Source organism: Mycolicibacterium hodleri (assembly GCF_025822245.1).
GTDB classification, from domain to species: Bacteria; Actinomycetota; Actinomycetes; order Mycobacteriales; family Mycobacteriaceae; genus Mycobacterium; species Mycobacterium hodleri.
The window spans coordinates 284,579-296,826 of sequence record NZ_JACKTL010000043.1 but is presented as its reverse complement, the minus strand read 5'-3'; the positions used below and the strand labels follow the sequence as shown (position 1 = coordinate 296,826).

Here is a 12,248-nt window from a genome sequence, read left to right as displayed (position 1 = left end):
ACCTTTGCCTGGGTAATTATGTCGCCTAAGGAAGTCTGGGCGAGAGAGGTTGGGCGATGAGCACTTTCGAGGGCAAGGGCATCTTGGTGACCGGTGCGGCCTCGGGGATCGGCCGGGCGACCGTCGAGCGGCTGCTCGACGAGGGCGCGTACGTCGTGGGCGTCGACCTCGGCGCCGAGGCTCCGGCCGGCCTGTCCGGTCGCTTCACACACCGGGCCGTCGACGTCCTCGACGCCGCGGCGGTGGGCGCCGCGGTCAGCTCCGTGGTAGCCGAGGCCGGCCGACTCGACGGCGTGGTGCACGCGGCAGGCGTCGCCGGTGGCGGACCCGTGCACGTCCTGCCCGACGAGGAGTGGGACCGCGTGATCGGCGTCAACCTCAAGGGGACCTTCGTGGTGACCCGCGCCGCGCTCGGGCAGATGGTGCGGCAGGAGCGGGTGGACGACGAGCGAGGTGCCATCGTGACCCTGGCAAGCATCGAGGGCCTCGAGGGCACTGCAGGCGGGAGCGCCTACAACGCCTCCAAGGGCGGCGTCGTGCTGCTCACCAAGAACATCGCCATCGACTACGGGCCCAGTGGCATCCGGGCCAACGTGATCTGCCCGGGGTTCATTGAGACCCCGATGTTCGACTCGGTCATGGGCATGCCCGGCTTCGAGGCGCCGCGCGAATCGTTACGCCACGAGCACAAACTGCGGCGCTTCGGACGTGCTGGCGAGATCGCTTCCGTGGCAACGTTTCTGCTGTCCGCCGACGCCAGCTTCGTCAGCGGGCAAGCGATCGCCGTCGACGGCGGCTACACGGCGGGTCGCGACCACGGCGTCACCGAGCTGATGGGGCTGGGGGAGCAGTAGCCTTCGTCAGCGCAGGGGGATGTCGTGGCCGGGCCCGCGTTGGTCCTCGGGCCGCGGCCCGAAGTAGCGCCGCTCGGACTCTTCGATGCCGACGTCGTTGATGCTGGCCTCGCGCCGTCGCATCAGTCCGTTGTCGTCGAACTCCCACAGTTCGTTGCCGTAGCTTCGCCACCACCGCCCGGCCGCGTCGCGGCACTCGTACTGAAAGCGCACGGCTATTCGGTTGTTGTGAAAGTCCCAGAGGCTCTTGCGAAGTGCGTAGTCGAGTTCCCGCTCCCACTTGGCGGTCAGGAACTCCACGATCTCGGCGCGACCGGTGACGAAGGTGCCGCGATTACGCCACACGCTGTCGGGCGTGTACGCCAGGCTGACCGCGTGCGGGTCGCGGGTGTTCCACGCGTCCTCGGCGGCCTGCACCTTGCGAATGGCCGCCTCTTCGTCGAATGGTGGCAGGGGTGGGCGCGATTCCGCCATCGTCGAGTGCCTTTCGTCGTCGGTGTGTCGTGTCAAGTGTGCGCCGGGTCGTCGCGGCGGAGAAGCCGGAGTGGATCTTGCTACCGTGGGGATCGACCCGCTGCGGGAGGAGCTGAGCACTCGTGGATCTCGAGCTGAGCGGCCGTGTGGCGATCGTGTGTGGCGCGTCGTCGGGCATCGGTCTGGCGATAGCGCGCCGGCTCGCCACCGAGGGCGTCGACGTCGTGATGACGGCTCGACGCCGAGAGTTGTTGCAAGAGCACGCCAGTGCCATCGGCGCCGTCCCCCATGTCACCGACCTCACCGATCCGGAGTCCGTCGACGGAGTGGTCGGCGCCGCGATCGACAACTTCGGCCGACTCGACATCGTCGTGTGGAACACCGGCGGACCGACACCGGCAGCCGCGGTCGAGATCGACGAGCAATCCGTGGTCGACGGCATGCACTCGCTGGTCCTGCCCTTGATTCGCTTGGTTCGGGCCAGCCTGCCGCATCTGCGCGACAGCGGAGCCGGCAGGATCTTGGCGATCACCGCCACCGGCGTCAAGGAACCCATGCCGAACCTCGGGGTGTCGGCCATGATGCGCACCGGCTCCACCGCATATCTGAAGAGCCTCTCCCGTGAAGTCGGCCGAGACGGCATCACCGTGAACTGCCTTGCTCCCGGATACATCCAGACGGACCGTGTCGAGCAGCTCTTCCCGGGCGGACTGCCCACCGACCTCCTCGACGACGTCCCCGCCGGTCGGGTCGGAACCCCGCGCGAGATCGCCGACGTCGCGGCATTCCTGGCGTCCCCGCTGGCCTCCTACGTTTCGGGGGTCACCCTCAACGTCGACGGGGGGATGGCGCGGCACCTCCTCTAGGGTCGCGCCTGACCACGTCGACTCAGCCGATCAGGGGGACCCGGTTGGTGGTCATCTCGGTGAGCGCGTTCTGCATCGCGGTTTCGACGCGCAGTGCGAAGTCGGCCGCGTCCTCACCGTCGGTCGGCAGCATCGCCGGAAGTACGCGGGTCACCAGTTTGGTTGGCAGCGGCAGGTAGGGCAGCATGCCGACGGCGCCGATGCTGAGGCCCCATGGCAGCGAGACGCTGACCGGAGCCGACTTGACCCTCAGCAGTTTGTCGAGTCGGATTGCCCGCGCCAGCCGTTCCCCACTCGACAGGACGATCAGTGATTCACCCGCACCGGCGGTGACGATCGGGACGATGGGGACGCCCTCGTCGATCGCCAACCGCGCGAAGCCTGCGCGTCCGCCGAACTTGACGAGGTTGCGCTCCTCCCACGCCTTGGCGGCGTCGAGGTCACCCCCGGGGAAGACCGCGACGTGCTCGCCTCTGCCGAATGCCTCCTGTGCCGATTGCGTGCTCGCCGGTCTCGCTCCGAGTGGCTCGATCAGGCGGCCGACCCCCAGCGTCCAGGCCACCTGGTGGGTCAGGATGGTGACGTCGCGGTCCAGCTTCAACCCTTCGAACGTGGCTCCCACGGCGAAGACGTTGAGGTCGAAGATCCCGCCGAACCCGTGGTTGGCCACGAAGAGCACCGGCCCGTTCGGGGCGCCAAACTCGGCCGTGACCTCGAGGCGGTTGTACCGGCGGACGAATTCGATGGCGAGTCGGCGGAACGCGAAGGCGGCACCGCTGACGAGATCCGGGGAGGACTCTTCGCCGTCGGAGCCCTTCTCGGCGCCTTCCTCGTAGGCCGCCAGGAGGGCATCGACAAGATTCTCGGCGTCGCCGTGCTCCGGTGATTGTTGCTCTGGCATGGCGCCTTTCGATGGGGTTCGACCGTGCCCGTCGATGATGCCGTGCCAACTGCTCGACCGATGCGCCATTGGGAAAGATCCGGCCCGACCGTTTGGTGGCGACGCTTAGGTGGTGGGCCGTGGCGGCACGTCGGCCTCGTTCTTCCATGATCACCTCGCGATCGCAGGTAAGTTTCTTGACCGATCGTTCTTGAATGACTATTCTCAAATCGTGGGTCGCTTACGACGGTTCGACGAGGCCAGCGCGGTCGACGCCGCAGCGGCAGTGTTTCGACGTCGGGGCTACACCGCGGCCTCGGTCGACGACCTGGTAGAGGCAACGGGCGTCCATCGGGGCAGCCTGTACAACGCCTTCGGAAGCAAGCATGGATTGTTCCTGCGCGCTCTCGACGCCGCGGCCGCACCCGATGCCGATCCCGACGAGCGGCTCGACCTCCTGATGGTTGCGCTGCTCGAACTCGCTGCCGTCGACGCGCGAGTCCGCGACCACGTGAGCAACATCATCAGCGAAAAAGACGTCACCGCCGGGCAATTGGGCAAGCGCCTGCTGTCCCGAGCGGAAGTCGACGACGAAGGGGAGCCTGAATGAGCCAGAATCGAGTGACCATCACCAAAGATGCCCTGATGGTCGAACCGCTGGGACTGAACATGTTGTGGTCGTTCACACGTCGTCTTCAGTTCCCGCTCGCACACGTGCAAGGATCGACCTTCGACTCAAAGTGGTAGCCGCCATCAACAGTGCCCGTGGCGAGACCTGATCCACACACGTCACCCAGTCCACACACGTCGAGGAGAACGTAGATCACCATGACACCCCCGTTGACTGCGCACTCAATCGGTGCCGACCTGTTTCGTGGCCTGGCCGAGCTGGAGCGCACCGACGACGGCTGGTTGCCCCATCGTCTCCCCGCGCGAGCCCGCGCGCAGTGCGCCGATCCCCAGTTGGCGTCGGCCGAAGCGCAACCTTCCGGCGTCCGGCTGGCGTTCCGAACCCCCTCCACCACAATAGAACTCGACCTCCTGCGCACGCGGGTGAGCCTGACCGGTGTTCCAGACCGGCCGGAGGGCACGGTGGACCTGACCGTCGACGGCCGCCTCGTGCACCAAGCGACGACCACGGGCGGAAACGTCCTTCACGTGGACATGACCTCGGGGCAGAGCGAGGTCGAACGGGGGGCTCCCGGGACCGTGCGCTTCGACGGCCTGCCCGAGGGGGACAAGGTCGTCGAAGTCTGGTTGCCCTTTCACGAGCGCACCGAGATCGTGGCGCTTCGCACCAACGCGCCGATCGCACGGATGCCGGCGGGCGATCGGCCGGTGTGGCTGCACCACGGCAGCTCCATCAGTCAAGGTTCGAATGCGTCGAGTCCCAGCACGACCTGGCCCGCGGTGGCCGCGGCGCTCGGCGGGGTCGACTTGATCAACCTCGGACTGGCGGGCAGTGCGATGCTCGACCCCTTCACTGCCCGCACGATGCGCGACACGCCGGCCGACGTCATCAGCGTCAAGATCGGCATCAATGTCGTCAACGCCGATGTCATGCGGGTACGGGCCTTCGGTCCCGCGGTGCACGGGTTCTTGGACACGATTCGTGACGGACACCCACGGGTTCCATTGCTCGTCGTCGGGCCCTTGTATTGCCCGATACACGAAAAAACCCCAGGGCCAGGAGCTTTCGACCCTGCGGCCCTCGCCGACGGCGTCGTGCGCTTCGTCGCGACGGGGGATCCGGCCACAGTGAGCCGGGGCAGCCTCACGCTGACGGTCATCCGCGAGCAACTCGCCGCCGTGATGGCTGCGCGAACCGCGGAAGATCCACACCTTCACTACCTCGACGGCCACCATCTGTACGGCCCGTCGGACTTCGCCGACCATCCACTGCCCGACAACCTGCATCCAGATGCGGTCACGCACGGGTTGATCGGCGAGCGCTTCGCGCGTTCTGCGTTCTCGGCCGACGGGCCCTTCGCGAACGGTTGAGCGCCGCGAATGCACCGTGCGCGGACACTCAGGGATCCCGCTTCGTCAGGCGAGCGCCAAGAACAGCTTCTCGAGTTCGGCTTCGGTCAAGGGATCCGCGCCGTCCGCGCCCTCGCCGGCGATGCAATCCCGAAGGCCCGAGGCGACGATCTTGAAACCCGCACGGTCGAGCGCCTTGGACACCGCGGCAAGCTGGGTGACGACGTCCTTGCAGTCACGGCCCTGCTCGATCATCGAGATCACTCCCGACAGTTGTCCCTGCGCCCGCCGCAAGCGGTTGAGCACCGCCGACATGTTCTCGTCGTCACGCTTCATGGTCACACCCTTCGGTTCGCATTCCCACCACACAGTACCCACTGGGGTATGCGAGGGTGGCTGGCGCCGAGCGAGTGCGCAGGGGAGTAGCGCGCGGTCGCGGCACTAGTGATGCGATGAGGTTCGCCCTCCGGAGCAGTCTGACCTGCATGGGAAAACTCATCTACGGCTTCAACGTCTCGGTCGACGGCTACATCGCCGACGCCCGAGGCGACATCGACTGGTCCGAGCCGAGCGAAGAACTGCACCAGTACTGGAACGACTTCGAACGCGAGACCGCCCTGTCGTTCTACGGGCGGCGACTCTACGAACTGATGTCCGCGTACTGGCCCACCGCCGACGACGCCGTGGACGCGCCCCGTCTGATCGTCGACTTCGCCCACATCTGGCGCAACATGCCCAAGGTCGTGTTCTCGCACACCCTCGAGTCCGTCGACTGGAACTCTCGCCTGGAACGCGGCGACCCGGTCGAGGTGGTCACGAAGCTGAAGGCCGAGACCGACGGCACGCTGGAGGTCGCCGGCGCGACGCTGGCCGCACCGATCGTGGCGGCCGGACTGGTGGACGAGTACCGGATCGTGGTGGCACCCGTCGTCGTGGGCGGCGGCACGCCGTTCTTCCCGGCGCTGCCGTCGTGGATGTCGCTTCGACTGCTGGAGAACCGCACCTTTCCTGGCGGCACGGTCCTGCTGCGCTACGCGGCAAAGCACGATTGATCGGGTGAAGCGTTGTGCGTGAACACATCTGACCATCTCAGCACCAACCGATAGTTTCGTGACGGTGACGTGATCTGTCACCGCGAGGGCGGCGGAGGGGCGGCCGGTAACGGAGTCAGACGGTTGGGCTATGGCAGTTCGTGGTCGCCGTCGCTCACGTCAGGCAGGGTGATCCACTCCAACGCCCACTGGTTGAGATGCAGCAAGACACCTCCGAGCGCTGAACCCTTGGCAGTGAGCCGGTATTCCACCTGCACTGGCGTACTCGGGTGGACGACACGTTCGACGAGTCCGCCCGATTCGAGGTCCTTTAGGCGTTGCGACAGCATCCGGTCGGTGACACCGGGAATGGTCCTGGCCAGATCGCCGAAGCGCATGCCGCCGGTGATCAGGGCTCGCAACACCGCGCCAGCCCAGCGGCGGCCCACCAAGTCCATGGCCGCGGCGTAGTAAGGGCAGTACGGGTCGATGCCCTCGGAGGATGTCCTGGGAGCGCCGATATCGGTCATTCGCACCTGCCCTTCTCGGTCGCGCCGATCCGCGCTCCGACTACACCACATCGCCACTAGACGCGTCCGACGAGCGGAGCCGGCAGACGATCCCTTGAACTATACATTGTATAGAAGCTATTGTTTCGTACGCGCGTTCCCAAGTCGGCAATGGCCGTGCAGTATCGAAAGGACACTCAATGCCCAAATCTGCCCTCTCGCTCGTCCCTTCTCGCAAAGCACTGACTACTGGGCGCTTCGTCGTCGCAGCCAGCCACTTGTTGGCCCCTCGGATGGCCACCCGGTTCTTCAACCTCGCCGCTGACGGCACCCCCGCGATCCCCTATGCGCGGATGTTCGCCATCCGCAACGCCGCTCTAGGGCTTGGACTGCTACGGCTGGACAGTTTCACCCGACCTCAGCAGTTTCTGGCGTTGAACGTCGTGATGGACTCCGTCGATACCGCCGCTTTCCTGGCTGCGGGCCTTCGGCGCGACGTCAGCCCCACCTCGAGCGCGCGAAGCATTGCCGTCGCTCTGTCTGCAGTGGTAGCTGGCACAGCGGCTCTTGTCGAATACACACGGGCAGCCAACCCCACACTGCCGCCGTCGCACGACGACCAGCGATGACCGGTCCTCACCCCGCTTTGCGCGCGGTACCCGACGACAGGGCACCGCAGCGCCAGCGTTAGAAGTGGTCGTGCGGTCGCCTCGTGGCGAGTCGCCTCAGTGATTGATCGTTCAGCTCGGCGACGGCGTGGCGCATCTCGTCGAAGTGGTCTTCGCGAAGGTGGCGTGGGTGTCGCCCGTACTCCCGGAAATGCCCGGCGGAGAACAATATCGTCGACGAATGTCTGGATCTCGAGTGCGGAACCGCCCCGCCACCGGGCCGGGCCCGTTGCCGACGCCTGGCTCGACGAATTGGCCGCTCAGATTGGCGTAGTCCTTGGCGACGGCTCGTGCCCCAGGAACGTCGGGAAGGTAACGGGCTCGGTGTGTTCCGCTCCGGACGTAGTCGACGGGTACCTCGGGCTGGTTCCGGCCGGGCAGTCGATCACCAACGGCGTCGCGGGCGCGACGGTGACCGTGTGACGGCGCGTCACGAGCGGGGTAAATGGTGGGCTAGCAGGACGTCGAGTTGACTGTGGACGTCGTCCAGCGGCGTGAGCGATCGTTGGGCGATGGCCATGATGACGGCACCCTCGACTGCGGCGAGCACGGTGTTGGACAGCTGTAGCGCGGTCGTGGTGGGGAGGCCGTGACGGTGCAGCGAGTCGCTGATTGCCAGTTGCCACCGGGTGAAGGTCTCTCCGGCGGTGTCGGCGATCTCGGGTTCGGAGGATCGCGCCACGCCCGCGGCGGCGATGGGGCATCCAGCCGCGAAGTCGCTGCCGGCGACGACCTCCTTCCATTGGCTGATGAACGCGATGAGTGACTGCTGGGGAGTAGGCAATTCCAGTGCCCTGGCGATCTGATCACCGATGAACACCCCGGCCACCTGCGCGGCTTGCCGCACCAGCTCGGTCTTGCCGTCGGGAAACGTGTTGTAGACGGTCCGGCGCGATACCTGGCTGTGTTCGGTGATCGCCGCAATCCCGGTCCCTGCCACGCCGTGGCGGCGCATGAGGTCAATCGTGCTGTAGATCAGTGCATCCCGTGCCGCCATGAGTGCGCCCGTCCTCTCGCGCCGCCGGTTGCCGCGCTGCACTTGCCACTTTACCGATCGGTGCACTACCTTTCGGGTCAGCTGGTTCACCGATCGGTGAAGTCAACGGCGTTTCGACGATCAACAGGGGTGCGAGTGCAGCAGCGGAATCGATGGGACGCGATCGTGATCGGCTCCGGGTTGGGCGGACTGGCCGCATCGGCGTATCTCGCCGCCGCGGGGCGCAAGACCCTGCTGCTGGAGCGCTACACCACCCTGGGAGGAACCTCGCACGTCTTCAGCCGACGTGGTCAATGGGAGTTCGACTGCGGTGTGCACTACGTCAGCCACTGCGGACCGGACGGCATCGTCACGGCGATGATGCGCGGGGTTGGGATCGACGACCGGATCACCTGGCTGCCGATGGATCAGGGCGGCTTCGACCGGATCATCGCCCCCGGCTTCGAATTGGCCACCCCGGTGGGTTGGGACGCCTTCGAGGCCAACCTGATCGACGCGTTCCCCGGCGAACGCAGGTCCGTGCGCCGCTTTCACGGCTTGATGCGACGGATCGGGGAGGCCCACGACCGCAACGACATGGTGACCGTCGGAGGGATGGCCCGCTGGGCGGGGCGGGCGGGACGGGCCGCGGTGTTCATGGGCCTGCCCTACGGAGCCACGCTGGCCGCACTGGGGATCTCGCCGCGCATGGCCTATGCGCTGTCGGTGCAGTCCGGTGCGTTGGCGTGCAGTCCCACCGTGTTGCCCACCGCGGCGATGGCGGCGTTCTTCCAGGACTACGTCGGCACCGGGTCGTACTACCCCAAGGGTGGGGGACAGATGCTGGCTGCTGGATTTGCCGCGGTGATCACCGCCCATGGCGGAGCGATCCGCACCAACAGTGAGGTCTCCGACATCCTGCTCGACGGCGGCCGTGTCCAGGGTGTCCGGTTGTCCGACGGCGAGGTGCTCTCATCGACGACGGTCGTCTCCGACGCCGACATCATCAAGACCTATACCGACCTCGTCGGCTTGGACAACCTTCCGAGACTGTTCCGGCGCCGCGTTACCGGGTGGAAGATGTCGCAGCCGTTGATCAACGGATTCTTCGGCGTGGAGATCGACCTTGCCGATCGACCCAACAGCAATTACTTTTCCATCCCGGACTGGGGACCGGCGAAGTCGTACGAGCACATGGCGGCATTTGGTCGAAACACTCTCAATGGCAAGGGTTTTGACGTCGGATCCGAGTGGGCACGCGACATGGCGCAACGCCAACCGATGTTCGTGCAGTCCTCGTCTCGGCGCGATCCCGACAATCACCGCGCCGCACCACCGGGACATGCCACCATCGAGGTGCAGACCGTCACGCCGTCGGACCCGCGGCTGTGGGGGTTCAACGGCTACGACGTCGCCGGCGGCGACTACAGCACGGACTCCGGCTATCTGGAGGTCAAGAAGATCGTCGTCGACGGCATGCTCGACCGGATGGAGCAGGCGTTCCCCGGGTCGGCGTCGAAGGTGAAGTTGAGTGAACTCGGCACACCGGCAACGCAGACGCGGTTCGTCAACAACACCGACGGCGCCCCCTTCGGCCTGCAAGTGCGGCTCTCCCAAACTGGGCCGATGCGCCCCAGGGACACCACACCCATCCCCGGCCTGTACACCGTAGGAACCAGCACCGCCTGGGGGCCCGGCACCGTGGGCTCCATGCTCAGCGGCGTCAACGCCGCCGGCAGCATTCTCGGACGCGACCTGGTGCCCTTCATCCGCAGCGGCGGCCAAGTCGCGGACTCCTCATTCCTGCCCACATGGGCCAACGACTTCGATCCCTTCACCACTACGCGGGCACTGCACGATTGAGCGCTTCCCGTCGCGGCTCCTCGCACGCCGCGGGGACGTTCGATCGACGGCGTGCGGCGGTCGACCGAAAGTTGGCGTGTGGTTGCGACGAGGTGCACCCGTCGAGCGGGTTGGCCTCGGCACGAAGTTCCCTCGGCAAGCACTCGTTCCACCCCACGCCGACGCCGAGGCGCAGACGTCCGCCGCTGAGCAGATCCACCTGTGCGGCGTGCTTGGCCACCCAGCGCGGTCTGGCGTTGCGGCAGAATGACGACTCCGGTGAACAGCTCGAGGCACCCACGCTTGCGCGGGACAGGGCCTGGCCCGCCTGGAGCTGACCGCGGCGCGCGCCCATCGAGCGGGTGGAGCGCATCGAGTTGACCGGACCGCCGACGTGGGCCGTCGACGACGTCATTCGCCGGCACGACCGGTTGCCGATCACCCTCGTCGGTGTCTAATGGGATCCTGCATGACCACCTAGACCGCCCAACGAAGGACGGGCTTGATCAACCACCCCGATGACCGCCGCACGGTGTCGTGGACGGCCGTCGCCGTGGCCGGCCTGGCGGCGCTGATCGCCGTGGGAGTCCACCAGGCCTTGGTGCCGCTCCTCGCCGGCCCCCGGATGGGCTTGTTCACCAATGGCGGGGATCTCGATGTCTACCGTCACGGCGCGCTGCAGGTGCTGCACGGCCAACCGCTCTACGCCGTGAAGCTGCCGCCCGGCGGCTGGTTCACCTACCCGCCGTTCGCGGCCATGTCGTTCCTCCCACTGGCGCTGCTGAACTCCGCGGTCGCGAAGGCACTGTGGCTGCTGGTGTCGTTCATCGCGCTCGTCGCGACGATCTGGCGGTGCGCCACCACCCTGGGCTGGCGGCCCGAACTGCGCCTGCTCCTGCTCAGTGTGGCGCTGGCGCTCGTGGCGCTCGACGTCCAGGCCGTTCGGGGAACCCTATGGCAGGGTCAGGTCAACCTGGTCCTGATGGCGATCGTGACATGGGATTTGACCCGTGCCAACGACTCTCGGCTCCGCGGGTGGTCAGTCGGCGTGGCAGCTGGGGTCAAGCTGACGGCGGTCGTGTTCATCCCCTACCTGATGGTGACCCGACAGTGGCGGGCAGCGGCCACTGCGGCCGGCACCGCCGCGCTCACCGTGGCGCTCGGCTGGCTGATCCTCTCGAGCGATTCGACCGCCTACTGGCTGCACGCCGCCTTTCAGACAGACCGCATCGGACCCCTGACCCACGTCGGCAACTACTCCGTCGGGGGGATCGTCGCCACGGTGGCGTCCCCCGGTCAGATGCCCATCGCATGGTGGCTGGCGGGTGTCGTGCTCATCAGCGTGCTCGCCCTGATCGCCGCCCAACGTGCCGAACGCGCGGGTGAACGTCTACTGGCCGTCACCATTGCCGGTCTGCTCTCCTGCGCCGTCCCGCCACTGGCGTGGGGTCACCACTGGGTGTGGTCCGTGCCACTGCTGGCGTGGGCGCTGGATCGGACCGCCCGCACCCGTGGTGGCGTGCGCGTCGCCTGGGCGGTCGCCGTCGGCGCGACATATCTGGTGGTGTTCATGTGGTTCACCGCCTGGGTGTTCCGCGAAGCCCAAGGGCTGCAAACGGACTACCCGAACCACGCCGCGGCGATGGGAGCCGCGGTCGGGGAGATGACCCGGCTGGACCGAGTCCTCGTCGTCGCCACCCATCCCGCCCTACTGGTCGCCGTGGCCAGCGCGACCATCTGGTTCGCCAGGGGGCCGCATCACCCGGTGGGCGCTGATTCATCCGTCGACCGAGTTCGACGCGCGTGCGGACGCCGAGCTGGCGATGCACGCGGTTCAGATTCGCCGTGACGGTCTTCGACGCCGATGTGCGTCACGGCGGCGACGTTGCGGTTACTCAGTCCGTCGGCGGCCAGTTCCGCCACCCGTAGTTCGGTCGACGCCAGGTCGACCTTTGGTCCTCTGGCGACGTTGGTCCGCGAGTTCGGCGGGCGGCCCAATGCGGACTTTCGAGCTGGTCGACGGTGCGCTCCGTCTTCTCGAAAGCCGAAGCGGCCGACTGTTTCTGACGTCTGCGGCGGTGAAGTTGACCCAGCAGCAGCTGGGTGCGAGCGCGTTCGAGAGGCATCGGTAACCGTCGGTGCTCGCCGGGAGCATGCTGGACCGCCTC

Annotated in this window: 13 protein-coding genes and 1 pseudogene; 8 read left to right on the top strand and 6 right to left on the bottom strand. The window is 66.9% G+C overall.

The annotated features are described in order from the left end of the window. Positions 1-56: 56 nt before the first annotated feature. The gene (locus H7J06_RS19865) at positions 57-854 is read left to right on the top strand and encodes an SDR family NAD(P)-dependent oxidoreductase (RefSeq protein WP_264040756.1); all 798 of its coding nucleotides are present in this window, start codon (positions 57-59) and stop codon (positions 852-854) included. Positions 855-860: 6 nt separating this feature from the next. Here the strand turns inward: H7J06_RS19865 and H7J06_RS19860 are convergent, their stop codons facing one another. Then, complete coding sequence (locus H7J06_RS19860) at positions 861-1,328, bottom strand: nuclear transport factor 2 family protein (RefSeq protein WP_264040755.1); 468 nt, start codon at positions 1,326-1,328, stop codon at positions 861-863. A 122-nt stretch (positions 1,329-1,450) separates the two neighbouring features. Between H7J06_RS19860 and H7J06_RS19855 the strand changes: the two genes are divergently transcribed. Next, positions 1,451-2,194, top strand: a complete 744-nt coding sequence (locus tag H7J06_RS19855) for an SDR family oxidoreductase (RefSeq protein WP_264040754.1) — start codon at positions 1,451-1,453, stop codon at positions 2,192-2,194. Positions 2,195-2,216: 22 nt separating this feature from the next. Here H7J06_RS19855 and H7J06_RS19850 read toward each other — a convergent pair whose 3' ends face one another. Then, positions 2,217-3,095, bottom strand: coding sequence for a 1-acyl-sn-glycerol-3-phosphate acyltransferase (locus H7J06_RS19850; RefSeq protein ID WP_264040753.1), 879 nt, complete (start codon positions 3,093-3,095; stop codon positions 2,217-2,219). A gap of 112 nt (positions 3,096-3,207) precedes the next feature. On the opposite strand from H7J06_RS19850, the gene H7J06_RS19845 reads away from it, so the two are divergent. Both H7J06_RS19845 and H7J06_RS19840 read left to right on the top strand, forming a co-directional pair. Continuing rightward, the gene (locus tag H7J06_RS19845) at positions 3,208-3,684 is read left to right on the top strand and encodes a helix-turn-helix domain-containing protein (protein ID WP_264040752.1); all 477 of its coding nucleotides are present in this window, start codon (positions 3,208-3,210) and stop codon (positions 3,682-3,684) included. Between the two features lie 218 nt (positions 3,685-3,902). Further along, positions 3,903-5,075 carry an SGNH/GDSL hydrolase family protein gene (locus H7J06_RS19840; protein ID WP_372515357.1) on the top strand — a complete coding sequence of 391 codons (1,173 nt, stop codon included), beginning with the start codon at positions 3,903-3,905 and terminating at the stop codon, positions 5,073-5,075. A 45-nt stretch (positions 5,076-5,120) separates the two neighbouring features. Here the strand turns inward: H7J06_RS19840 and H7J06_RS19835 are convergent, their stop codons facing one another. Beyond that, positions 5,121-5,390 carry a metal-sensitive transcriptional regulator gene (locus tag H7J06_RS19835; protein ID WP_264040750.1) on the bottom strand — a complete coding sequence of 90 codons (270 nt, stop codon included), beginning with the start codon at positions 5,388-5,390 and terminating at the stop codon, positions 5,121-5,123. 149 nt (positions 5,391-5,539) lie between these two features. Here H7J06_RS19835 and H7J06_RS19830 point away from each other — a divergent pair, with 149 nt between their 5' ends. Next, positions 5,540-6,106, top strand: coding sequence for a dihydrofolate reductase family protein (locus H7J06_RS19830; protein WP_264040749.1), 567 nt, complete (start codon positions 5,540-5,542; stop codon positions 6,104-6,106). Between the two features lie 128 nt (positions 6,107-6,234). Here H7J06_RS19830 and H7J06_RS19825 read toward each other — a convergent pair whose 3' ends face one another. Further along, positions 6,235-6,615, bottom strand: a complete 381-nt coding sequence (locus tag H7J06_RS19825; RefSeq protein ID WP_264040747.1) for a winged helix-turn-helix transcriptional regulator — start codon at positions 6,613-6,615, stop codon at positions 6,235-6,237. A 179-nt stretch (positions 6,616-6,794) separates the two neighbouring features. Between H7J06_RS19825 and H7J06_RS19820 the strand changes: the two genes are divergently transcribed. Then, positions 6,795-7,223, top strand: a complete 429-nt coding sequence (locus H7J06_RS19820; RefSeq protein ID WP_264040746.1) for a hypothetical protein — start codon at positions 6,795-6,797, stop codon at positions 7,221-7,223. A 469-nt stretch (positions 7,224-7,692) separates the two neighbouring features. On the opposite strand, the gene H7J06_RS19815 is transcribed toward H7J06_RS19820, so the two are convergent. Then, positions 7,693-8,259 (bottom strand): TetR/AcrR family transcriptional regulator, encoded by a 567-nt coding sequence (locus H7J06_RS19815; RefSeq protein ID WP_264040745.1) that lies wholly within the window; start codon positions 8,257-8,259, stop codon positions 7,693-7,695. Between the two features lie 135 nt (positions 8,260-8,394). On the opposite strand from H7J06_RS19815, the gene H7J06_RS19810 reads away from it, so the two are divergent. Beyond that, positions 8,395-10,101, top strand: a complete 1,707-nt coding sequence (locus H7J06_RS19810; protein ID WP_264040744.1) for a phytoene desaturase family protein — start codon at positions 8,395-8,397, stop codon at positions 10,099-10,101. Positions 10,102-10,246: 145 nt separating this feature from the next. Here H7J06_RS19810 and H7J06_RS19805 read toward each other — a convergent pair. Next, positions 10,247-10,373: pseudogene (locus H7J06_RS19805) on the bottom strand (LLM class flavin-dependent oxidoreductase); the annotation flags it as partial. A 209-nt stretch (positions 10,374-10,582) separates the two neighbouring features. On the opposite strand from H7J06_RS19805, the gene H7J06_RS19800 reads away from it, so the two are divergent. Beyond that, on the top strand, positions 10,583-11,929 hold the full coding sequence (locus tag H7J06_RS19800; protein WP_264040743.1) for a glycosyltransferase 87 family protein: 1,347 nt from the start codon (positions 10,583-10,585) through the stop codon (positions 11,927-11,929). Positions 11,930-12,248: the final 319 nt, after the last annotated feature.